This is a genomic window from Microbacterium sp. Beta (assembly GCF_005502545.1).
GTDB classification, from domain to species: Bacteria; Actinomycetota; Actinomycetes; order Actinomycetales; family Microbacteriaceae; genus Microbacterium; species Microbacterium oxydans.
In genome coordinates, this window is sequence record NZ_SCOG01000002.1 from 92,300 (window position 1) to 115,156 (window position 22,857).

General features: G+C 66.9%; 21 protein-coding genes and 2 tRNA genes. 21 read left to right on the forward strand and 2 right to left on the reverse strand.

Translation table 11 applies throughout. The annotated features are described in order from the left end of the window. The first annotated feature begins 9 nt into the window (after positions 1 to 9). The 10 genes from uvrA to FFS56_RS03235 all read left to right on the forward strand — a co-directional run bounded on the left by uvrA (position 10) and on the right by FFS56_RS03235 (position 11,382). Positions 10 to 2,898 carry an excinuclease ABC subunit UvrA gene (gene uvrA, locus FFS56_RS03190; RefSeq protein ID WP_137772075.1) on the forward strand — a complete coding sequence of 963 codons (2,889 nt, stop codon included), beginning with the start codon at positions 10 to 12 and terminating at the stop codon, positions 2,896 to 2,898. After that, positions 2,898 to 4,802, forward strand: a complete 1,905-nt coding sequence (gene uvrC / locus FFS56_RS03195) for an excinuclease ABC subunit UvrC (RefSeq protein WP_113680974.1) — start codon at positions 2,898 to 2,900, stop codon at positions 4,800 to 4,802. Before uvrA ends, uvrC begins: the two co-directional genes overlap by 1 nt. A gap of 34 nt (positions 4,803 to 4,836) precedes the next feature. After that, positions 4,837 to 5,709 (forward strand): RNase adapter RapZ, encoded by an 873-nt coding sequence (rapZ, locus tag FFS56_RS03200; protein WP_046749271.1) that lies wholly within the window; start codon positions 4,837 to 4,839, stop codon positions 5,707 to 5,709. A 67-nt stretch (positions 5,710 to 5,776) separates the two neighbouring features. Then, positions 5,777 to 6,754, forward strand: a complete 978-nt coding sequence (gene whiA / locus FFS56_RS03205) for a DNA-binding protein WhiA (RefSeq protein WP_017830285.1) — start codon at positions 5,777 to 5,779, stop codon at positions 6,752 to 6,754. A 185-nt stretch (positions 6,755 to 6,939) separates the two neighbouring features. Next, on the forward strand, positions 6,940 to 7,566 hold the full coding sequence (locus tag FFS56_RS03210) for a superoxide dismutase (protein ID WP_137772074.1): 627 nt from the start codon (positions 6,940 to 6,942) through the stop codon (positions 7,564 to 7,566). 115 nt (positions 7,567 to 7,681) lie between these two features. Beyond that, positions 7,682 to 8,692: a type I glyceraldehyde-3-phosphate dehydrogenase gene (gap, locus tag FFS56_RS03215; RefSeq protein ID WP_046749270.1), complete on the forward strand. Its 1,011-nt coding sequence runs from the start codon at positions 7,682 to 7,684 to the stop codon at positions 8,690 to 8,692. A gap of 10 nt (positions 8,693 to 8,702) precedes the next feature. Further along, positions 8,703 to 9,917 carry a phosphoglycerate kinase gene (locus FFS56_RS03220; RefSeq protein WP_127012090.1) on the forward strand — a complete coding sequence of 405 codons (1,215 nt, stop codon included), beginning with the start codon at positions 8,703 to 8,705 and terminating at the stop codon, positions 9,915 to 9,917. Continuing rightward, positions 9,908 to 10,699, forward strand: coding sequence for a triose-phosphate isomerase (gene tpiA / locus FFS56_RS03225; RefSeq protein ID WP_046749268.1), 792 nt, complete (start codon positions 9,908 to 9,910; stop codon positions 10,697 to 10,699). The genes FFS56_RS03220 and tpiA overlap by 10 nt, the downstream gene beginning before the upstream one ends. A gap of 81 nt (positions 10,700 to 10,780) precedes the next feature. Beyond that, the gene (secG, locus tag FFS56_RS03230) at positions 10,781 to 11,029 is read left to right on the forward strand and encodes a preprotein translocase subunit SecG (protein ID WP_017202783.1); all 249 of its coding nucleotides are present in this window, start codon (positions 10,781 to 10,783) and stop codon (positions 11,027 to 11,029) included. Further along, a complete protein-coding gene (locus tag FFS56_RS03235; protein ID WP_017830291.1) occupies positions 11,029 to 11,382 on the forward strand; it encodes an RNA polymerase-binding protein RbpA in 354 nt (117 codons plus the stop codon). Before secG ends, FFS56_RS03235 begins: the two co-directional genes overlap by 1 nt. Before the next feature lie 67 nt (positions 11,383 to 11,449). Here FFS56_RS03235 and FFS56_RS03240 read toward each other — a convergent pair whose 3' ends face one another. Further along, positions 11,450 to 12,652 carry a hypothetical protein gene (locus tag FFS56_RS03240; RefSeq protein ID WP_127012091.1) on the reverse strand — a complete coding sequence of 401 codons (1,203 nt, stop codon included), beginning with the start codon at positions 12,650 to 12,652 and terminating at the stop codon, positions 11,450 to 11,452. A 109-nt stretch (positions 12,653 to 12,761) separates the two neighbouring features. Next, positions 12,762 to 12,835, reverse strand: a tRNA-Gly gene (locus FFS56_RS03245). A 109-nt stretch (positions 12,836 to 12,944) separates the two neighbouring features. On the opposite strand from FFS56_RS03245, the gene FFS56_RS03250 reads away from it, so the two are divergent. The 11 genes from FFS56_RS03250 (at position 12,945) to FFS56_RS03300 (ending at position 22,843) form a co-directional block, all read left to right on the forward strand. Then, positions 12,945 to 13,018: transfer RNA gene (locus tag FFS56_RS03250), tRNA-Pro, on the forward strand. 63 nt (positions 13,019 to 13,081) lie between these two features. Further along, positions 13,082 to 14,572: a trigger factor gene (tig, locus tag FFS56_RS03255; RefSeq protein WP_127012092.1), complete on the forward strand. Its 1,491-nt coding sequence runs from the start codon at positions 13,082 to 13,084 to the stop codon at positions 14,570 to 14,572. A 72-nt stretch (positions 14,573 to 14,644) separates the two neighbouring features. Then, the gene (locus FFS56_RS03260) at positions 14,645 to 15,139 is read left to right on the forward strand and encodes a tetratricopeptide repeat protein (protein WP_127012093.1); all 495 of its coding nucleotides are present in this window, start codon (positions 14,645 to 14,647) and stop codon (positions 15,137 to 15,139) included. Between the two features lie 81 nt (positions 15,140 to 15,220). Further along, positions 15,221 to 15,817, forward strand: coding sequence for an ATP-dependent Clp protease proteolytic subunit (locus FFS56_RS03265; RefSeq protein WP_017830295.1), 597 nt, complete (start codon positions 15,221 to 15,223; stop codon positions 15,815 to 15,817). 20 nt (positions 15,818 to 15,837) lie between these two features. Continuing rightward, positions 15,838 to 16,479: an ATP-dependent Clp protease proteolytic subunit gene (locus tag FFS56_RS03270; RefSeq protein ID WP_046749265.1), complete on the forward strand. Its 642-nt coding sequence runs from the start codon at positions 15,838 to 15,840 to the stop codon at positions 16,477 to 16,479. 148 nt (positions 16,480 to 16,627) lie between these two features. Then, complete coding sequence (locus tag FFS56_RS03275) at positions 16,628 to 17,563, forward strand: sugar-binding domain-containing protein (RefSeq protein WP_231728769.1); 936 nt, start codon at positions 16,628 to 16,630, stop codon at positions 17,561 to 17,563. Next, positions 17,560 to 18,561 (forward strand): deoxyribose-phosphate aldolase, encoded by a 1,002-nt coding sequence (gene deoC, locus FFS56_RS03280; RefSeq protein WP_127012094.1) that lies wholly within the window; start codon positions 17,560 to 17,562, stop codon positions 18,559 to 18,561. The genes FFS56_RS03275 and deoC overlap by 4 nt, the downstream gene beginning before the upstream one ends. 13 nt (positions 18,562 to 18,574) lie before the next feature. Continuing rightward, positions 18,575 to 20,017: an aldehyde dehydrogenase family protein gene (locus FFS56_RS03285; RefSeq protein WP_058632256.1), complete on the forward strand. Its 1,443-nt coding sequence runs from the start codon at positions 18,575 to 18,577 to the stop codon at positions 20,015 to 20,017. Beyond that, a complete protein-coding gene (locus FFS56_RS03290; protein ID WP_046749263.1) occupies positions 20,014 to 20,865 on the forward strand; it encodes an aldehyde dehydrogenase family protein in 852 nt (283 codons plus the stop codon). Before FFS56_RS03285 ends, FFS56_RS03290 begins: the two co-directional genes overlap by 4 nt. A gap of 176 nt (positions 20,866 to 21,041) precedes the next feature. Then, positions 21,042 to 22,310 (forward strand): ATP-dependent Clp protease ATP-binding subunit ClpX, encoded by a 1,269-nt coding sequence (clpX, locus tag FFS56_RS03295; protein WP_127012095.1) that lies wholly within the window; start codon positions 21,042 to 21,044, stop codon positions 22,308 to 22,310. Beyond that, positions 22,307 to 22,843, forward strand: a complete 537-nt coding sequence (locus FFS56_RS03300; RefSeq protein ID WP_127012096.1) for an NUDIX hydrolase — start codon at positions 22,307 to 22,309, stop codon at positions 22,841 to 22,843. The genes clpX and FFS56_RS03300 overlap by 4 nt, the downstream gene beginning before the upstream one ends. The last annotated feature ends 14 nt before the right edge of the window (positions 22,844 to 22,857 follow it).

Consider the following 22,857-nt stretch of genomic DNA (forward strand, 5'->3'; position numbering starts at 1 on the left):
ACTTGTCCGGTGCCCATCGTCCCCGTTGCCTCCCCCGGAAAACTCAGTGTCCGCGGTGCCCGCGTCCACAATCTCAAGAACGTCGACATCGACATTCCCCGCGACTCGCTCGTCGTGTTCACCGGCCTGTCCGGATCGGGAAAGTCCAGCCTCGCGTTCGACACGATCTTCGCCGAGGGGCAGCGCCGCTATGTCGAATCGCTGAGCGCGTACGCGCGCCAGTTCCTCGGTCAGGTGGATCGGCCCGACGTCGATTTCATCGAAGGGCTGAGCCCCGCCGTCTCGATCGACCAGAAGTCGACCAACCGCAACCCGCGGTCCACGGTCGGCACGATCACCGAGATCTACGACTACATGCGACTGCTCTGGGCGCGCATCGGCATCCCGCACTGCCCTGAGTGCGGCGAGCGGATCCAGCGTCAGACGGTGCAGCAGATCGCGGATCAGCTCATGGAGCTCCCCGAGCGCACGCGGTATCAGGTGGTCGCGCCGATCGTCTCGCAGAAGAAGGGCGAGTTCGTCGACCTTTTCCGGGAACTGGGCGCGAAGGGGTACTCACGCGCGATCGTCGACGGCGACCTCATCCAGCTGGCCGAGCCTCCCACGCTCAAGAAGAGCTACAAGCACGACATCGCCGTGGTGGTCGACCGCCTGGTCGCATCCGACGACATCCTGGGACGCGTGACCGACTCGGTCGAGACGGCGCTGGGACTCGCCGGCGGTGTGGTGCAGATCAACTACGTCGACGGCGAGGGCGACGACGCCTGGCAGACCTTCTCCGAGAAGCTCGCCTGTCCGAACGGCCACGCTCTCACGCTCACCGAGATCGAACCGCGCACGTTCTCGTTCAACGCGCCGTTCGGAGCCTGCCCCGCATGCTCCGGCCTCGGCACGCGCATGTCCGTCGACGTCGACCTGATGCTCGGTGACGAAGACCTGTCGATCCGCGAGGGCGTCATCATCCCGTGGACCACGCAGGGCAAGGGGCTGTTCCAGTACTACGAGCGGCTGCTCGAGGGACTGTCGAACGACCTCGACTTCTCGTTGGACACTCCGTGGCGTGAACTGCATTCCGATGTGCAGAACGCTGTGCTGCGTGGCGAGAACTACAAGGTCTCCGTGAAATGGAAGAACCGCTACGGTCGCGAGATGCGCTACACCTCGGGCTTCGAGGGTGTGGTGCCCTACATCGAGCGCCAGTACCTGCAGGCCGAATCGGACAACCAGCGCAACCGCTGGGGCGAGTACCTCCGCGAGGTGCCGTGCCCCGTGTGCGACGGCGACAGGCTCAAGCCCGAGGTCCTCGCGGTGCAGGTGCACGGGCACTCGATCGCCGAGGTCTCGCACCTGAGCCTGGCCGACGCGCGTGCCTTCATGGAGACGCTCACACTCACCGAGCGCGAAGCCAAGATCGCGGCTCAGGTGCTGCGTGAGATCCGCCTTCGTCTCGATTTCCTGCTGCAGGTGGGTCTGTCCTACCTCAACCTCAGCCGCTCGGCGGGGTCGCTGTCCGGTGGTGAGGCGCAGCGCATCCGTCTCGCGACGCAGATCGGCTCCGGACTGACCGGAGTCCTCTATGTCCTGGACGAGCCGTCGATCGGTCTGCATCAGCGCGACAACCGCCGTCTGATCGAGACGCTGCTCACGCTGCGCGACCTCGGCAACACGCTGATCGTGGTGGAGCACGACGAAGAGACGATCGAAGCAGCGGACTGGGTCGTCGACATCGGCCCCGGCGCGGGCGTCAACGGCGGTGCGGTGGTCCACTCCGGACCGTACTCCGCCCTGCTCGCCGACACGGAATCCATGACCGGGGAGTACCTGTCCGGCCGTCGTGAGATCCCCATGCCGAAGAAGCGCAGGAAGATCGACAAGAAGCGGATGCTGAGCGTCGTGGGCGCTCGGGCGAACAACCTCCGCAATGTCACCGCAGACTTCCCGCTCGGCGTCCTCACCGCAGTCACCGGGGTCAGCGGCTCCGGGAAGTCGTCTCTCGTCAACGACATCCTGTACCAGGTGCTGGCGTCGCGGCTGAACGGTGCGAGAACCGTTCCCGGCAAGCACACGCGGGTCACCGGACTCGACAACCTCGACAAGGTCGTGCACGTCGACCAGGCCCCGATCGGTCGCACCCCGAGGTCGAACCCGGCCACGTACACGGGAGTGTTCGACCGCATCCGCACCCTGTTCAGCGAGACGCCCGAAGCGAAGGTCCGCGGTTACCAGCCCGGACGCTTCAGCTTCAACGTCAAGGGCGGCCGGTGCGAGGCCTGCTCGGGCGACGGCACGATCAAGATCGAGATGAACTTCCTGCCCGACGTTTACGTCGACTGCGAGGTCTGCCACGGCAAGCGCTACAACCGCGACACGCTCGCCGTGCACTACAAGGACAAGAACATCGCCGAGGTGCTCGAGATGCCGATCGAGGAGGCAGCCGAGTTCTTCGAGCCGATCCAGGCGATCCACCGCTACATGAAGACGCTCGTCGACGTCGGGCTCGGGTACGTGCGACTCGGCCAGTCGGCGACGACCCTGTCCGGTGGTGAGGCGCAGCGCGTCAAGCTCGCGACCGAGCTCCAGCGACGCAGCAACGGACGCAGCATCTACGTGCTCGACGAGCCGACGACGGGTCTGCACTTCGAAGACGTCCGCAAGCTCCTCGAAGTGCTCAACGGACTGGTCGACAAGGGCAACACGGTCATCGTGATCGAGCACAACCTCGACGTGATCAAGTCCGCGGACTGGGTGATCGATCTCGGCCCTGAGGGCGGTTCGGGCGGCGGGCAGATCGTCGCCACGGGTACCCCGGAGCAGATCGCGCGCGTCGAGGAGAGCCACACCGGTCTCTTCCTCGCCGAGATCCTGGGTGAGGGGCGCTCCGCGCGGAAGGCCAGCTGATGGCCGACGTGTTGCCGTACAAGCCGCGGGCCGGAGAGATACCCACCGACCCCGGCGTGTACCGGTTCCGCGACTCGGCCGGTCGCGTGCTCTACGTGGGGAAGGCGAAGAACCTCCGGCAGCGGCTGTCGAACTACTTCGCGCCGCTGCGGACCCTGCACGAGCGGACCCGACGCATGGTCACGACGGCGTCGTCCGTCGAGTGGACGGTGGTCCCGACCGATGTCGACTCGCTCCAGCTCGAGTACATGTGGATCAAGGAGTTCGATCCGCCCTTCAACGTGCGGTACAAGGACGACAAGTCCTATCCCTTCATGGCTGTCACGCTCGCAGACGAAGCACCGCGTGTGATCGTCACGCGCAACCGGAAGATCCCCGGCGCTCGCTACTTCGGCCCTTTCCCGAAGGTGTGGGCCGTGCACGAGACGATCGACCTGATGATCAAGGCGTTCCCGATCCGCACCTGCAGTGACTCCAGCTACCGTCGCGCCATGCAGACGGGCAGGCCGTGCTTCCCCGGCCAGATCGGCAAGTGCGGTGGTCCGTGCTCGATGACGGTGAGCATCGAGGAGCACCGTGCCATGGTCGACGATTTCGTCGCCTTCATGGCCGGTGGTGATGAGCGCTTCACGCGCGAGCTCACGAAGCGGATGCTGGCCGCGTCGGCGGCGATGGACTACGAGGCCGCAGCCAAGTATCGGGACAAGCTCTCGGCCATCGAAGCTGTGCTGGGCAAGAGTGCACTCGTGCTCCCCAGTGATGAGGACGCCGACCTGTTCGGCATCGCCGAGGACGAGTTGGCGGCGGCGGTGCAGCACTTCGTCATCCGCGGCGGCAGGGTCCGTGGTGTGCGTGCTCTGACGATCGAGAAGGAGATCGACATCTCCAGCGGCGAACTCGTCGAGCAGGTTCTCCAGCAGGCCTACGGCGAAGCGCAGGACGTGCCGCGGCGTATCCTGGTGCCCACGCTGCCCGACGACGCCGCGGAGCTCGAGCTGTGGCTGCGTGAACGCCGCGGCAAGAAGGTCGAGATCGCGGTGGCGCAACGCGGCCAACGCGCAGATCTCATGCGCACGGCGACCTTGAACGCACAGCAGGCGTTGATCCGTCACAAAACACGGCGCACGACCGACTACGTCGCCCGCACGCAGGCTCTCACTGACCTGCAGGAGGCGCTCGGGATGGACGAAGCGCCGCTGCGGATCGAGTGCTTCGACATCTCGCACCTCGGCGGTACGAATGTCGTCGCCTCGATGGTGGTGTTCGAGGACGGCCTTCCCCGCAAGGACCAGTACCGCTCGTTCAACATCGCCGAGACCACGGATGACACCGACTCGATGTATCAGGTGCTTCGTCGTCGCTTGGCCTACCTCGACCGACCCGAAGAGCCGGAGGCCATCGACCCGACGACAGACGAGGTCGTCGGGGAAGATGTCGGCGAGGCGACAGCACGTCGGAAGCCCCGCTTCGCGTATCCACCGCAGCTGCTTCTGGTCGACGGCGGACAGCCTCAGGTCGAAGCAGCAGCCAGGGCGCTCCGTGATGCGGGACACACCGAGATCGCGGTGTGCGGCATAGCGAAGCGACTCGAAGAAGTCTGGCTTCCCGGCGAGGACTTCCCGGTGATCCTCCCGCGCACGAGCGAAGCCCTCTATCTGTTGCAGCGGCTTCGCGACGAGGCACACCGGTTCGCGATCACGCATCAGCGCAAGAAGCGGCGGAACGACATCGGCTCCGTCCTCGCCGAGGTTCCCGGGCTGGGTGCCGCGCGCATCAAGGTGCTGCTCAAGCACTTCGGTTCGGTCACCGCTCTTCGCGCGGCAGAACCGGGGCAGATCGAAGAGGTCCAGGGGATCGGTCCCGTGCTCGCCCAGAACATCCACACGCACCTCTCCACTCGCTAGGCTGGAGGTCGAGGGGGAGAGGGAGCACTGAGCGATGTCTGACGGGGAAAAGGGCGAGTTCCTCATCGTCACGGGAATGTCCGGCGCGGGTCGGACGACGGTGGCGAACGCACTCGAGGACCTCGGCTGGTACGTGGTCGACAATCTGCCCCCGCAGATCCTGCGTCCTCTGCTCGATCTGACCGACATGGGTGGCACGGCGCTGCCCAAGGTCGCCGCCGTCGTGGACGTCCGTGGACGCAACCTCTTCGACGACTTCCCCGGTGTGGCGCGTGCGCTGCGTTCCCGTGGCTCCGTCCGCGTGCTGTTCCTCGACGCGTCGGACGACGTGCTGGTGCGTCGATTCGAGTCCGTGCGCAGACCGCATCCATTGCAGGGGGAGGGGACTCTGCTCGACGGCATCCGCACCGAGCGTGAGCGCCTCGCCCCGATCCGCGAAGGCGCGGACCTGGTGATCGACACCTCGATGCTCAACATCCACCAGCTCGCAACGCACGTCTCCGACATCTTCTCGGCGGAGGGCGAGGCGCGGCATCGGGTCACGTTGCTGAGCTTCGGATTCAAGTACGGGCTTCCGACCGACGTCGACATCGTGGCAGACATGCGATTCCTGCCGAACCCGTTCTGGAACGAGGAGCTGCGCGGTCAGACGGGACAGGACGAGCCCGTGCGCGAGTACGTCCTCTCCCGCGAAGGCGCGATGGAGTTCCTGGACTCCTATTCGAAGGCGCTGGTGCCCGTGCTCGAGGGATACCAGCGCGAGAACAAGAGCCACTCGACGATCGCTATCGGCTGCACCGGCGGGAAGCACCGTTCCGTGGCGATGTCGGAAGAGCTGGCGCGCCGCCTCGCTGCGATCCCCGGAGTGGCCGTGAACGTCCGTCACCGGGACCTGGGCCGAGAGTAGCGGGCCGTCCGGCCGAGTAAGCTGGACGTTTGCGTCGCGATCCGGCGCGTGAACGTGAAGGAGTGTCGTGGCACTAACCACCGACGTCAAGGCCGAGCTGGTCAGCATCCGCAACGCACCCCCGACGGTGCGAGTCGCTGAAGTGACCGCCATCCTCCGGTTCGCCGGTGGTCTGCATTCGATCGCCGGCCGTGTGGCCGTGGAGGCCGAGGTGGATGCCGAGACTCTCGCACGACGCGTCGCCCGCGACCTCGCCGAGATCTACGGCGTGCGCCCGGAGATCGCCCAGGTGCAGTCGAGCACCGCGAACGACGGTGCACGCTGGGCTGTGCGCGTGATCGCGCAGGGGGAGACCCTGGCCCGTCAGACGGGTCTGCTCGATCAGCGTCGACGGCCCGTCCGTGGGCTTCCCAACCGGCTCACCACCGGTTCCCGGGCCGAGGTCGCCGGCTTGTGGCGCGGCGCGTTCCTCGCGGCCGGCAGCCTGAGCGAGCCAGGACGCTCCGCCATGCTCGAGGTCGTCTGCCCGTCCTCGGAGGCGGCCATGGCTCTCGTCGGCGCCGCGCATCGACTCGGGGTGGCCGCGAAGGCCCGTGAGGTGCGCGGTATGCCGCGCGTGGTCGTGCGCGAAGGCGAGGCCATCCGCACCATCCTGAACGAGATGGGAGCGCAGAAGACCGCGATCGCCTGGGAGGAGCTCCGCCAGCGCCGCGAGGTCAGGGCCGGCGTCAACCGTCTGGTGAACTTCGACGACGCGAACCTGCGCCGTTCCGCACAGGCCGCCGTTGCCGCGTGCGCGCGTGTCGAGCGTGCCCTCGAGATCCTGGCCGACGAGGTCCCCGATCATCTGAAGGTGGCGGGCGAGCTCCGTCTCGCGCACCGTGATGCCAGCCTCGACGAGCTGGGACACCATGCCGACCCGCCACTGACGAAGGACGCCGTCGCCGGTCGCATCCGTCGCCTGCTGGCGATGGCGGACAAGCGCGCGCAGCAGGAGGGCATTCCCGGAACGGAAGCCGCCGTCCCCGTCGGACTCGACGTCTGATCCGCATCCTCGACCAAGGCCCGTCGTCCGGCATCCGGACGGCGGGTCTTCGTCATACGGCGGAAGGATCGGGGCCGTGGGCGCGTTGTCGTCAGTAGGATGAATCACGTCCGCTCTACGCCGCACATCGGCGGCGCGGAGGATCGGCAAGCGCCGCGGCGCGGCGCGGATTGGATGAAAGCGATATGGCGACCTACACGCTCCCCGACCTTCCCCACGACTTCGCAGCCCTCGAGCCGCACATCAGCGGCAAGATCATGGAGCTGCACCATGACAAGCACCACGCGACCTACGTCGCCGGCGCGAACACCGCTCTCGAGCAGCTCGCCGAGGCTCGCGAGAGCGGCAACCTCGCGAACGTGAACAAGCTCGAGAAGGACCTCGCCTTCAACCTCGGCGGTCACGTCAACCACTCGATCTTCTGGACCAACCTGTCGCCGAACGGCGGAGGTCAGCCCGAGGGCGAGCTGAAGGCCGCGATCGATGAGTACTTCGGCTCGTTCGAGAAGTTCCAGGCGCACTTCACCGCCGCGGCCACCGGAATCCAGGGCTCCGGCTGGGCGGTGCTCAGCTGGGACTCGATCGGCTCGCGCCTCATCATCCAGCAGCTCTTCGACCAGCAGTCGAACACGGCGCAGGGCACCATCCCGCTGTTCCAGCTCGACATGTGGGAGCACGCCTTCTACCTCGACTACCTCAACGTGAAGGCCGACTACGTCAAGGCCGCGTGGAACATCGCCAACTGGGAGAACGTCGCCCAGCGCCTCGAGGTCGCCCGTCAGCAGACGAACGGCCTGCTGGTACTGTCGTAATCGGGTCGCGTCCCGACGGGCCACGGCTCGTCGGGACGCCCTCTCAGCCAAAAAACCCCGCACCTCACGCTCGCTGGAAAGCCGCGTGCGATGCACGAGAAACAGGGAGACCTGAGTGTCTGTCAAGATCGGTATCAACGGCTTCGGCCGCATCGGACGCAACTACTTCCGCGCGGCTCTCGCGCAGGGAGCAGACCTTGAGATCGTCGCCGTCAACGACCTCACCGACAACAAGACCCTGGCGCACCTGCTGAAGTACGACTCGGTGGGCGGCGTCCTCGACGCCGAGATCAGCTACGACGACGAGAGCATCACCGTCAACGGCAAGACCATCAAGGCGTTCGCCGAGCGCGACCCCGCAGGCCTCCCGTGGGGCGAGCTGGGCGTCGACATCGTGATCGAGTCGACCGGCTTCTTCACCAAGGCCGAGCTCGCCAAGAAGCACATCGAGGCCGGCGCGAAGAAGGTCCTCATCTCGGCTCCCGGTACGGGCGTCGACGGCACGTTCGTCATGGGCGTGAACGAGGACACGTACAACCCGGAGACCGACCACATCATCTCCAACGCGTCCTGCACCACGAACTGCCTCGCGCCGCTGGCTCAGGTCTTCAACGACGCGTTCGGCATCGACCGCGGTTTCATGATGACCGCGCACGCGTACACCGCCGACCAGAACCTGCAGGACGGCCCGCACAGCGACCTCCGTCGTGCCCGTGCCGCTGCGATCAACATCACCCCGGCATCGACCGGTGCGGCCAAGGCCATCGGCGAGGTGCTCCCTGAGCTCCAGGGCAAGCTGAGCGGCTCGTCGTACCGCGTGCCGGTTCCCACCGGCTCGATCGTCGACCTCACCCTCATCACCGACCGTGAGAACCTGACGGTCGACGAGGTCAACGAGGCCTACAAGAAGGCCGCCGCCGACGGTCGCCTCGCGGGTTACCTCCAGTACAACGAGGACCCGATCGTGTCGAGCGACATCGTGCACAACCCGCACTCCTCGATCTTCGACTCGACGCTCACCAACGTGAGCGGCAACCTGATCAAGGTGTCCAGCTGGTACGACAACGAGTGGGGCTACTCCAACCGTCTCGTCGACCTGACCGAGTACGTGGCCGAGCGCCTCTAAGCTCAGACACATGACTCTGCGCACCCTGGACACCCTGGGGTCGCTCGAGGGCAAGCGCGTCATCGTCCGTTGTGATCTCAACGTCCCCCTGCGGGATGGGATCATCACGGACGATGGCCGTGTCCGCGCCTCGTTGCCGACCCTCAACGCACTCATCAACGCGGGCGCCCGTGTTGTCGTGTGCTCGCACCTCGGCCGACCCGACGGTGCGCCCGACCCGCAGTACAGCCTCGAGCCGGTGGCTCAGCGGCTCTCCGAGCTGCTCGGCGCCCCGGTCGCGTTCGCGCGCGACACGGTCGGCGAATCCGCCAAGGAGGCCGTGGCATCGCTCGAGGACGGCGGGGTCGTCGTGATCGAGAACCTGCGGTTCAACCCGGGGGAGACCTCGAAGGACGCCGCCGAGCGTGGTGCCTTCGCCGCCGAGCTCGCAGAACTCGGGGACGTGCTCGTCTCCGACGGGTTCGGCGTCGTGCACCGCAAGCAGGCCAGCGTCTACGAGCTCGCCGAGCTGCTCCCGTCGGCGGCCGGTCTGCTGATCGCCGCGGAACTCGACGTGCTGGACCGCCTGACCGAGAACCCCGAGCGCCCCTATGCGGTCGTGCTCGGCGGCTCGAAGGTCAGCGACAAGCTCGGCGTCATCTCGCACCTGCTCCCGCGCGTGGACAAGATCCTGGTGGGTGGCGGAATGCTCTTCACCTTCCTCAAGGCCCAGGGGCACGCCGTCGCCTCGAGCCTTCTGGAAGAGGATCAGCTCGACACGGTGCGCGGGTACATCGCGGAAGCGGCTGAGCGCGGCGTGGAGCTCGTGCTCCCCACCGACGTCGTGGTGGCCGCGTCCTTCGGCGCCGACGCCGCGCACGAGGTCGCCGCAGCCGACGCGATCGAGTCGACGCCGTTCGGTGCCTCCGGCATCGGGCTCGACATCGGTCCGGAGACGGCGGCACGCTTCGCCGAGGTCATCCGCGGGTCGAAGACGGTGTTCTGGAACGGACCCATGGGCGTGTTCGAGTTCCCCGCCTTCGCAGCGGGCACCAAGACCGTCGCGCAAGCGCTCACCGAGGTCGACGGCCTCAGCGTCGTCGGCGGGGGAGACTCCGCTGCAGCCGTGCGCCAGCTCGGCTTCAGCGACGACCAGTTCGGTCACATCTCGACCGGTGGCGGCGCGAGCCTCGAGTTCCTCGAGGGCAAGAAACTACCTGGGCTGGAGGTCCTCGGATGGGTGTGAACTCTCGTACCCCGCTGATCGCGGGAAACTGGAAGATGAACCTGGACCACCTGCAGGCGGTCGCGTTCGTGCAGAAGCTGCACTGGACGTTGAAGGATGCGAAGCACGAGGACGGATCCGTCGAGGTCGCGGTGTTCCCGCCGTTCACCGACATCCGCAGCGTGCAGACCCTCATCGACGCGGACAAGATCCCGTTCGCGCTCGGAGCGCAGGATGTGTCGGCACACGACTCGGGCGCGTACACGGGCGAGGTGTCGGGAGCGTTCCTGGCGAAGCTCGATGCGAAGTACGTGATCATCGGCCACTCCGAGCGTCGTGAGTACCACTCCGAAGGTGACGATGTCGTGGCCGCCAAGGTCAAGGCAGCGCTCAAGCACGGCCTGGTGCCGGTCATCTGCGTCGGCGAGACGGCCGGCGACCTCGAGAAGTTCGGTGCCAGTGCGGTTCCGGTGTCGCAGCTGGAGGCAGCGCTCGAGGGGGTCTCGCCGAAGGCGGACATCGTCGTGGCGTACGAGCCCGTGTGGGCGATCGGCTCCGGTCAGGCGGCGACGCCTCAGCAGGCGCAAGACGTCTGCGCCGCTCTGCGCGCCGTCATCGCGAAGGTGCTCGGCGACGAGGCGGCAGCGCGCACGCGGATCCTCTACGGAGGTTCCGTGAAGTCGGGGAACATCGCCAGCTTCATGCGCGAGCCCGATGTCGACGGCGCACTCGTCGGCGGGGCGAGCCTCGTCGTGGACGAGTTCGCCGCGATCATCCGCTTCGAGAAGCACGTCGGCGTGTGAGTGCGGCGGGGCTTCGGCCCCGCTGCACCGTATACTTGACCGTTACGGGGGCGCTCCGGCCCCAGCGAAAGGCTCTTTCTCGTGGCAATTCTCGAGTTCGTCCTGCAGGTCGTGCTGGGCATCACCAGCGTTCTGCTGACCCTCCTCATCCTCCTGCACAAGGGCCGCGGTGGCGGCCTCTCCGACATGTTCGGCGGGGGCATGACCTCTGCGGTCGGCTCGTCCGGGCTTGCGGAGCGGAACCTCAACCGCTTCACCGTCGTCCTGGCTCTGACATGGTTCGTCTCCATCGTCGCGCTGGGCCTCATCACGAAATTCGAGGTCATCTGATGGCTACCGGTGGAAACGCGATCCGTGGCACCCGCGTGGGCTCCGGCCCCATGGGGGAGCAGGACCACGGCTATCACGCCGACCGCATCGCGGTCTCCTACTGGGATGGTCTCGGCAACGAGACCGTCCGCTACTTCGCCGCTGGTCTCCCCGAAGAGGAGATCCCGGAGACGATCGACCACCCGCAGTCCGGGCTCCCCGCCGGTCGCGACAAGGAGAATCCTCCTGCGCTCGCGAAGGCGGAGCCGTACAAGACGCACCTCGCTTACGTGAAGGAACGCCGTACGGACGAGGAAGCCGTCCAGCTGCTCGACGACGCGCTCACGCAGCTGCGCGAGCGTCGGGGGCAGTGACCTCGAGGCTGACATCGAAGAAGCCGTCGCGAGCGATCGCGGCGGCCTCTTCCGTATCAGGCGGCGGTCAGCGGCAGCCCGCCGCCGCATCGATGTAGCTCTGCGGCGGGTACCCATACGCCCAGACGCCGTTCGCATCATCGGTGTAGCCCATGCTGATGGCCCACGCCGTCGCCCACTTCTCGATGCTGTCCTGCGTGGAGGAGTCGTACATGCTCTGGCACCTCACGCTGATCGCGTGCCCCACCTCGTGCGCGATCAGTGCCTTGCTGCGAACGGCCGGCCACTGCTCGGCGACCGAGTTCGAGAACGCGATGGTCGCCCGCCCCGACTCGCCCCACCACCAGGTCGTGTAGCCGCCCATGCTGCCGTTGTAACCGGCGCCGCTGACGACCGGCGCCCAGTCGAAGTCCAGGAGCACGCCGGGCGCGAGGGAGCGGGCGAACGCTTCGATCTCGAGCCGGGAGTTCAGGAGCGGGCCTGCCTTCTCCGCCAGTTCTTCTCTCTCGGTGGCGACGACCTGCGCCGCCGCGGTCTGCAGGGCGAGGTAGGCGGCTGCGGTGCCTTCGTCGAGTGTCGTCGCGGCGGTGGCATCGGCGGCGGCGTCGCGTAGCGCGATCACCGCGTCGTTGCGGGCCGACAGATGTGCCGCTTCGAATCCAGGCGCAGCCGCTCCGGCCGTCGTGATCACCGCGAGGCCGCGCTCCGTCATCGCCGTGTGCGCCGACGAGACGTCGCCGGCCGCGCCGGCGACGTCGACGGACAGGTCCTCCACTTCGTCACGTCGCTGTTCGAGCTCCGAGGTGGCACCGAACAGTTCCCAGAACCAATGGGGCTTCTCGCTCACCGGAGCGATCGCCACGGAGACCACGCCGTCCGCGTCTGACGCGGTAGCGGTGCCCGCCTCGACGGCAGAGGCCAAGCTCGCGTGCAGTTCGTCGGGCACGGAGATCGGCTGATCGCCCCCTGCAGCCACCTGGCCCGCTGCGTCGGTGACGGTTCGCAGTTCAGCGGTGTCGGCGCGGAGCTGCGTCTTCGCGGTCGATGTCGTCTGAGCTGCGCTCTCATAACGGGACGCCGCATCGTCGTAACCGAGGTTCGCGCTCACCTGGACGATGGCCAAAGCCGCGATCAGTGCGGCGCCGCCGAGCAGGCCGATGACGAGCCCCGGCCGTCTCCTCCGACGCGACCGTGTCGGCGTGGAGGACGAGGCCCCGGAAGAGAAGACGACGGGAAGCTGATGCCCGTCGTCGCGGGGCGACTGACCCATTCGATGATGCCTTCCGGTCGGAGCCTGCGTGCAGCGATGCTGTCAGCGTATTCGACGAGGCGACCGGAAATGCGGAAGGCCCCCGCCGTATGGCGGGGGCCTTCTCGAGTGGAGGGGCTGACGGGAATCGAACCCGCATCATTAGTTTGGAAGACTAAGGCTTTACCACTAAGCTACAGCCCCGGAATCCGAGCCTCGAAAGGTTCGGTTACCGACTCATCGACTATACCGGACTCTGACGCATGCTCCTGTCCGTTAGACTCGGGGGGGCTGAATCCGCATGCGGATTCCCCGGGGCGTAGCTCAGTTTGGTAGAGCGCCCGCTTTGGGAGCGGGAGGTCGCAGGTTCAACTCCTGTCGCCCCGACACGGCCCCCACGGACCTTACAGCCGCGATTCGAAGCGGAAATCACAAGGAGAACACACCAGCATGGCGAACAGCACCGTCGAGAAGCTGACCCCGACCCGGGTCAAGCTCACCATCACGGTCACCCCGGACGACCTCAAGCCCAGCATCGCTCACGCGTACGAGCACATCGCTCAGGACGTCCAGATCCCCGGCTTCCGCAAGGGCAAGGTCCCGGCACCGATCATCGACCAGCGCATCGGTCGTGGCGCCGTCATCGAGCACGCCGTGAACGAAGGCCTGGACAAGTTCTTCCGCGAGGCGACCAACGAGCACAAGCTGCGCGTCGTGGGGCGCCCGGCGGCCGACATCACGCAGTGGCCGAACGAGAAGGACTTCTCGGGTGACCTGCTCGTGGACATCGAGGTCGACGTCCGTCCCGACATCGAGCTGCCCTCCTACGACGGCATCACCGTGACCGTCGACGCTGTCGAGGCCGATGACGCTGCGCTCGATGCAGAGCTCGACAACATGCGCGCCCGCTTCGGCACGCTCGTGCCGGTCGACCGGCCTGCCGCGAAGGGTGACTTCGTCGAGCTCGACCTCGTCGCCACGATCGACGGCGCCGAGATCGACCGCGCCGAGGGCGTCTCCTACGAGATCGGCTCCGGCGAGCTACTCGAGGGCATCGATGACGCGATCGAGTCGCTCACCGCGGGTGAGGACACCACGTTCCGCTCCGCTCTCGTCGGTGGCGACCACGCCGGGTCCGAGGCCGAGGTCTCCGTGACGGTCAAGGCGGTCAAGGAGCGCGAGCTTCCCGAGGCCGACGACGACTTCGCGCAGATCGCGAGCGAGTTCGACACGATCGCCGAGCTCCGTGCGAGCCTCGCGGAGCGCGTCGCTCAGCAGGGCGTGTTCACTCAGGGCTCCGCCGCACGCGACAAGCTCGTCGAGGTGCTGCTCGAGCAGATCGAGATCCCGGTTCCGCCGCAGCTCATCGAGGACGAGGTGCACAACCACCTCGAGGGCGAAGGCCGTCTCGAGGACGACGTGCACCGCGCCGAGGTCACCGAGGCGAGCGAGAAGCAGTTCCGCACGCAGGTTCTTCTCGACACGATCGCCGAGCAGGCCGACGTGCAGGTCTCGCAGGAGGAGCTCTCGCAGTACCTCATCCAGTCGGCTGCCCAGTACGGCATGGCCCCGCAGGAGTTCGTCGAGGCGCTGCAGTCCTCGAACCAGCTCCCGGCGCTCGTCGGCGAGGTCGCCCGGAACAAGGCGCTCGCGATCGCGCTCGGCAAGGTGAAGGTCGTCGACAGCAACGGCAAGCCCGTCGATCTGTCCGACTTCATCGTCACCGACGACGAGGCCGATTCTGCAGACGCGGACTCCGCGGAAGCCGAGGAGAAGCCGGCGAAGAAGGCTCCTGCCAAGAAGCCCGCCGCCAAGAAGGCTCCGGCGAAGAAGGCCGCCGAGGCCGACGACGCCGAGACGCCCGCTGCCGAGAAGACTCCGGCCAAGAAGCCTGCTGCCAAGAAGGCTCCGGCCAAGAAGGCGGCCGACAAGGCCGAGTGATCGAACACGATCCAGTGAAGAGGGCGGGTGCTGCGGCATCCGCCCTCTTTTCCATCCGAGGAGAGGGCAGCGATGAAGACGTGGGATGAGCGCATCGACGAGGTGTGGGACGACGCGACGGGCGAAGAGGTCGGTGACGACACGATCAGCCGCATCGACGCCCTCGCCGCTGAGCGCGGCCCTGACAACGCTCGCGCGGAGTTCGAGCGCGGTGGTGCACGGGATTCCGCTGGCCGGCCGGCGGAGGCTGTCGCCCTGTATCGACGCGCGCTGGCTCTGGGGTTGGATGGTGAGCATCGTCCGCAGTGCGTGATCCAGATGGCCAGCTCGCTCCGGAACCTCGGCGAGTACGACGAAGCACTCGCCGTGATCCGTGCCGAGGAGGAGCTCGCGCCCGACGGCCCCTATCGCGACGCCGTCGCCTGCGTGCATGCCCTCATCCTGGCCAGCGCCGGGCGCCCGGCAGAGGGTCTCTCCGTGGCGCTGCTCGCCCTCGTCCCGCATCTGCCGCGCTACCACCGTTCGATGACGGCCTATGCCCACGAGATCGCGGACGCCGACACCTGATATGCCGACGGCGAACACGGCCTGGGCGCTGCGTTGTCGCCGGTAGATTCGAATCACTGAAACACGGAATCAGGAGCTGACATGGCTGCAGAACCCCTCCTCGCAACGAGCGTCTTCGACCGGTTGCTGAAGGACCGCATCATCTGGCTGGGGTCGGAGGTGCGCGACGAGAACGCGAACGAGATCTGCGCGAAGATCCTTCTCCTCGCCGCAGAAGACTCCGAGCGAGACATCTACCTCTACGTGAATTCGCCCGGCGGATCGATCACCGCGGGCATGGCGATCTACGACACGATGCAGTTCGTGCCGAACGACATCGTCACGGTCGGCATCGGAATGGCCGCCTCCATGGGGCAGCTGCTGTTGACCGCCGGCACAAAGGGCAAGCGGTACATCACGCCCAACGCACGCGTGCTGCTGCACCAGCCCCACGGCGGGTTCGGCGGAACGTCGAGCGACATCCAGACGCAGGCGCAGCTCATCATGTCGATGAAGAACCGCCTCGCCGAGATCACCGCTGCCCAGACCGGCAAGTCGGTCGAGCAGATCAACGCTGATGGTGACCGCGACCGCTGGTTCACGGCCGAGGAAGCGCTCGAGTACGGCTTCGTCGATCACATCCGCGAATCGGCCTCCGACGTCATCGGCGGCGGCGGAACCGACCAGGACACCGAGTAACGGAAAGCGAAAGGACGCTCATGTACACACCCACCTTCCGCTCAGCCGGTGACCTGCCTTCCAGCCGCTACGTGCTGCCGCAGTTCGAAGAGCGCACCGCCTACGGCTTCAAGCGCCAGGACCCGTACAACAAGCTGTTCGAAGACCGCGTGATCTTCCTCGGCGTGCAGGTCGACGACGCCTCGGCCGACGACGTGATGGCGCAGCTCCTCGTTCTGGAGAGCCAGGACGCCGAGCGCGACATCACGATGTACATCAACTCGCCTGGTGGCTCGTTCACCGCGATGACGGCGATCTACGACACGATGCAGTACGTCGCGCCGCAGATCCAGACCGTGGTGCTCGGCCAGGCGGCTTCGGCTGCGGCCGTGCTGCTCGCTGCCGGTGCGCCGGGCAAGCGTCTCGCGCTCCCGAACGCCCGCGTGCTCATCCACCAGCCCGCGATGGGGGAGGCCGGCCACGGCCAGGCGTCCGACATCGAGATCCAGGCCGCGGAGATCCTCCGCATGCGCACCTGGCTGGAGGAGACGCTCGCGGGACATACCAACCGCACCCCGGAGCAGGTGAACCGCGATATCGATCGTGACAACATCCTCTCCGCCGCACAGGCGCTGGAGTACGGCATCGTCGACCAGGTGCTCACGACGCGCAAGCGCGTCTGACCCGATCGATCGAAGGGCGTCCGTCATCCGACGGGCGCCCTTCGTCGTGCCCGGCGGATGTGCACGACCCGACGACAAAGTGCGCATATGAGCACTGTGGTGCGCGAACGCTGACGAGGGCCTACTCTGGAGGAGGAAGGAGGAAGCCGTGGAAGAAGATCTGCTCATGGTCCGCGTCGCCGAGCTGTACTACGACGAGGACAAGACCCAGGACGAGATCGGCGGACTCCTCAAGATCTCGCGCTGGAAGGTCGGCCGTCTGCTGACCCAGGCCCGCGAACGCGGCATCGTCCGCATCGAGATCGTGCACCCGCGCGCCCGCCGACTCGGCCTGGAGCGGCTTCTCGTCGAACGCTTCGGCCTCACCGATGCCGTGGTCGTGCCGGCTCCGGAAGGCGATGACGGCACCCTCGAACGCGTCGCTCAGGCCGCAGCCGACTTCCTGACCGCGCTGCGCCCCGTTCCCCGCACCCTCGGGGTGAGCTGGGGCCGTACACTCCGTGCCGTGGCCGAGGCGCTTCCGGACGGCTGGGCGAACGGCGTGACCGTGGTGCAGCTCAACGGGGGAGTGAGCCTGAACCGACGCTCCGGAGGCGCAGCAGGCCTCGCCGTCACGATCGCCCAGCGCGCTTCGGGGCAAGTCTCCCTGCTGCCGAGCCCGGCCATCCTCGAGCGCGTGGAGACGAAGCAGGCGATCGAGTCCGACCGCACCGTCGCCGCCGTCCTCGAAGAGGCAGCCGAAGCCCAGGCTTTCCTGTTCACCGCCGGACCCTGCGATGCCTCGTCCGCCCATGTCGAGAACGGCTACCTCAGTGCGGAGGATGTCGAAGAGCTCGCACGACGCGGCGCCGTCGGCGACGTCCTCGGGCGCTACGTCGACGCGGAGGGCAACATCGTCGACTCGCAGCTCGATGCACGGACCGTCGGAGTCTCTCTCGACCGTCTGCGCGGAGCCGCTCGTGCGATCTTCGTGACGGCGGGCCCCGCCAAGCACGACATCGCACGCACCGTGGTCACCAGCGGCCTGTGCGGCGTTCTGGTGACCGATGAGACCACAGCACGAGCATTGTTGGAGGAACAGTGACGACCAAAGAACTCAGTCGCAGGGCGGCGGTGGACGTTCTGGGCGGCGAGCCCGACGACGCCACGCTCCGGCGATTCCTGCACGGACTTCCCGGCGTGGATGCCGTCGGTCTGGAGCAGCGCGCTGCCGGGCTCGGCACCCGGTCGATCAAGACCACCTCGAAGGCGTGGGCGCTCGACACGATCATCAAGCTGATCGACCTCACGACGCTCGAGGGAGCTGACACTCCCGGAAAGGTGCGCTCTCTCGTGGCCAAGGCGAAGAATCCGGACGCCGCGGATCCTTCGACCCCGCGGGTCGCAGCGGTCTGCGTGTACGGTGACATGGTCGGCGACGCGGTGACCGCGCTCGGCGGGATGCACGGTGACCCCGATGACGGCCTGATCTCCGTCGCGGCCGTCGCCACGGCATTCCCCAGCGGACGCTCCTCGCTTGCGATCAAGCTCGCCGACACCGCCGAGGCGGTGGCTGCGGGCGCCGATGAGATCGACATGGTGATCGATCGTGGAGCGTTCCTGTCCGGCCGGTACGGCCTGGTCTTCGACCAGATCGCCCAGGTCAAGGAGGCCTGCCGTCGTGAGGACGGTTCGCACGCCTCGCTCAAGGTGATCCTGGAGACCGGCGAGCTGAACACCTACGACAACATCAAGCGCGCCTCGTGGCTGGGCATCCTGGCGGGAGGGGACTTCATCAAGACCTCGACCGGTAAGGTGCAGCCCGCAGCCACCCTCCCGACGACGCTCCTCATGCTGGAGACCGTGCGCGACTGGTACCGCGGCACCGGAGAGAAGATCGGTGTGAAGCCGGCCGGTGGCATCCGCTCGTCGAAGGATGCGGTGAAGTATCTCGTCACCGTCGCCGAGACTGTCGGCGAGGAGTGGCTCCAGCCGCACCTCTTCCGCTTCGGCGCCTCCAGCCTCCTCAACGACGTGCTCCTGCAGCGACAGAAGCTCAGCTCCGGCCACTACTCGGGCCCCGACTACGTCACGATCGACTGACGGGAAGACGAACATGTCATTTCTGGAATACGCTCCCGCACCGGAGTCCACCGCGGTCCTGAACCTCAAGGACAGCTACGGGCTGTTCATCGACGGCGAGTTCGTCGACGGCTCCGGCACGCCGTTCAACACCATCTCACCGGCGACCGAGAAGCACATCGCCGAGATCGCTTCGGCGAGTGATGAGGACGTCGACCGTGCGGTCGCCGCCGCGCGTCGCGCCTACGAGAAGACCTGGTCGAAGATGAGCGGTCGCGACCGAGGGAAGTACCTCTTCCGCATCGCCCGCCTCGTGCAGGAGCGCGCCCGTGAGCTCGCCGTCGCCGAGAGCCTCGACAACGGCAAGCCGATCAAGGAGAGCCGCGACGTCGACGTGCCGCTCGTCGCCTCCTGGTTCTTCTACTACGCGGGCTGGGCCGACAAGCTCGATCACGCGGGACTGGGCGCGAACCCGCGGGCTCTCGGCGTCGCGGGTCAGATCATCCCGTGGAACTTCCCGCTGCTGATGCTGGCGTGGAAGATCGCTCCCGCTCTCGCCGCCGGTAACACGGTGGTGCTCAAGCCGGCCGAGACGACGCCCCTCACCGCGCTGATCTTCGCCGAGATCCTGCAGCAGGCCGACCTTCCGGCCGGTGTCGTCAACATCGTGACGGGTGCCGGAGCGACGGGCTCTGCGCTCGTGCGTCACCCCGACGTCGACAAGGTGGCCTTCACCGGTTCGACCGGTGTCGGACGGGACATCGCCCGGGCTGTCGCCGGCACTCCGAAGAAGCTGACGCTCGAACTGGGCGGCAAGGCCGCGAACATCGTGTTCGACGACGCCCCCATCGATCAGGCGGTCGAAGGCATCGTGAACGGCATCTTCTTCAACCAGGGCCACGTCTGCTGCGCCGGAAGCCGATTGCTCGTGCAGGAGTCGATCCACGACGAGGTCGTCGATCGGCTCAAGTCGCGCCTGTCGACCCTCCGCCTCGGCGACCCTCTCGACAAGAACACCGACATCGGCGCGATCAACTCCGCAGCGCAGCTCGCCCGCATCCGTGAGCTGAGCGACATCGGCGAGGCCGAGGGCGCAGAGCGCTGGACGGCGGACTGCGCGATCCCGGAGCAGGGCTTCTGGTTCGCGCCGACGATCTTCACCGGCGTCGAGGCGTCGCACCGCATCGCCCGCGACGAGGTCTTCGGGCCTGTGCTCTCGGTGCTCACGTTCCGCACCCCCGCCGAGGCGATCGCGAAGGCGAACAACACGCCGTACGGGCTCTCCGCGGGTATCTGGTCCGACAAGGGATCGCGCATCCTCGCGGTGGCCGATCGCCTGCGTGCCGGTGTCATCTGGGCGAACACCTTCAACCGCTTCGACCCGTCGAGCCCGTTCGGCGGCTACAAGGAGTCCGGATACGGTCGCGAGGGCGGCCGTCAGGGGCTCACCGCCTACCTCAAGGGAGCCGCAGCATGAGCAAGCGACTGACCGTGCCGAAGACCTACAAGCTCGCGATCGGCGGAGCGTTCCCGCGGAGCGAGTCCGGCCGCACGTACGAGGTGCTCTCCTCCAAGGGGGCCTTCCTCGCGAACGCCGCGAAGGGCTCTCGCAAGGATGCCCGTGACGCCGTCGTCGCCGCTCGCGCGGCGGTGAAGGGCTGGTCGGGGGCGACCGCCTACAACCGCGGACAGGTGTTGTACCGCGTCGCAGAGGTGCTCGAGGGTCGCCGTGCGCAGTTCATCGACGAGATCTCGGCGCAGGAGGGCGTGTCGTCCGCCGCTGCGGCCGCGCAGGTCGATGAGGCGATCGATCTCTGGGTCTGGTACGCCGGCTGGTGCGACAAGTACGCCCAGGTGGCGGGCAACGCGAACCCCGTCTCCGGGCCGTACTTCAACATCTCCGTGCCGGAGCCGACGGGCGTCGTCGCGATCATCGCACCGCAGGACTCGGCGCTGCTCGGCCTGGTGTCGGTCGTGGCTCCCGCGCTGGTCGCCGGGAACACCGTGGTCGTCATCGCGAGTGAGCAGCACCCGCTCTCGGCCATCAGCCTCGCCGAGGTCCTCGTCACCAGCGATGTCCCCGGTGGCGTCGTCAACGTGCTGACGGGTTCGCCGGCGGAGATGGCTCCATGGCTGGCATCCCACCAGGACGTGAACGCCCTCGACCTCGCGGGTGCCGGCGCCTTGGATTGGGTGGACATGCAGATCGCCGCAGCGGAGACGCTCAAGCGTGTGCTTACCCCCGGTGAGGTCGTCGCCTCGCCGGAACGGATCGGCGCCTTCACCGAGGTGAAGACCGTCTGGCACACGAAGAGCATGGTCTGACCGAACAGTCGATCTCGTGAAGGGGTCGGCAGCCATCGCCCGGAGAAGGCGCCAGACGGCTGTCGATCCCTTCGCCGTCCAATGGGCGCGATGTCGAGTGCCCTCAATGCGGCCCGGTGTCGTAAGCAGCGGTTAGGCTCGAAGGACGATCTCTGATCCCCCCTAGGAGGACGCGCATGGCCCGCATCGGTGAAAGCGCTGACCTGTTCAAATGCTCTTTCTGTGGAAAGAGCCAGAAGCAGGTGCAGCAGCTCATCGCCGGCCCCGGTGTGTACATCTGCGACGAGTGCGTCGAACTGTGCAACGAGATCATCGAAGAGCGCATGGCCGAGTCGTCTGCCGACGGGGTCGCCGAGTTCGAGCTTCCCAAGCCGCGTGAGATCTTCTCCTTCCTTGAGGAGTACGTCGTCGGCCAGGAGCCGGCCAAGCGCGCTCTTTCCGTCGCCGTCTACAACCACTACAAGCGCGTTCGCGCCCACGGCACTCTTCAGACCGCTGAGCAGAAGGCCGAAGAGGTCGAGATCGCCAAGAGCAACATCCTGCTCATCGGCCCGACCGGCTGTGGGAAGACGTACCTCGCACAGACGCTCGCGAAGCGGCTGAACGTCCCGTTCGCCGTTGCCGATGCCACCGCTCTGACCGAGGCCGGCTATGTCGGTGAAGACGTCGAGAACATCCTTCTCAAGCTCATCCAGGCCGCCGACTACGACGTCAAGCGCGCCGAGCAGGGCATCATCTACATCGACGAGGTCGACAAGATCGCCCGCAAGGCGGAGAACCCCTCCATCACGCGCGACGTCTCGGGCGAGGGCGTCCAGCAGGCGCTCCTGAAGATCATCGAGGGCACGGTAGCCTCGGTGCCGCCCCAGGGCGGTCGCAAGCACCCGCACCAGGAGTTCCTGCAGATCGACACGTCCAACGTGCTGTTCATCGTCGCCGGAGCCTTCGCGGGTCTCGAAGACATCGTGTCGGCCCGCGTCGGCAAGCATGGAATCGGCTTCGGTGCTCCGCTGCACGACAAGGGCAAGGACCTCGACCTGTTCAGCGAGGTGCTTCCGGAAGACCTGCACAAGTTCGGGCTGATCCCCGAGTTCATCGGGCGTCTGCCGGTCGTGACCAACGTGTCACCGCTCGACCAGGATGCGCTGATCGACATCCTGACGGGCCCGCGCAACGCGCTGGTGAAGCAGTATCAGCGGATGTTCGAGATCGACGGCGTGCAGCTCGAGTTCGAAGAAGAGGCACTGCGCTCCATCGCCGACCTCGCCGTCGAGCGCAAGACCGGTGCTCGCGGTCTTCGGGCGATCCTGGAAGACGTGCTCGGACCCATCATGTTCGAGATCCCCTCTGCCGAGGACGTGGCGAAGGTCATCGTGACCCGCGCTGCCGTCGACGAAGGGGCACCGCCCACCATCATGATGGAGCGCAAGCGCAAGAGCGCATGAGCGCGGAGCCGGCTCCCTGGAAGACGGTGGCGCGCGAGACGCTCGTCGCCGACCGGTGGATCCGCCTCCACGCCGACGAGTGCGTGAATGGCAGCGGTGTGTCGATCGCTCCGTACTACGTGCTGGAGTACGGGGACTGGATCTCCGTCCTCGCCCTCGACCGGAACGATGACGCCATCGTCGTCGAAGAGTATCGGCACGGTGCAGGCGTCGTGGCCGTCGGCACCATCGGCGGGGGAGTTGAGCCTGGTGAGTCGCCGGAGGCTGCGGCGCGCCGTGAGCTGCTCGAGGAGACCGGGTATGCCGCCGACGATCTCATCGATCTCGGATCGACCTGGGCGAATTTCGGCAACCACACGAACCGGGTGCATCAATTCCTCGCGCGCGGGTGTGCGCGCGTCGCGGAGCAGTCTCTCGACGACAGCGAGTCGATCGTCGTACATGTGCTGTCGCTCGACGGACTCGGCGACCTCCTCCCGCAGAGCTACCACCAGCTCACCTGGTACAAAGCCCTGGACCAGCTCGGACGGTGACTCCGAACGAGGCT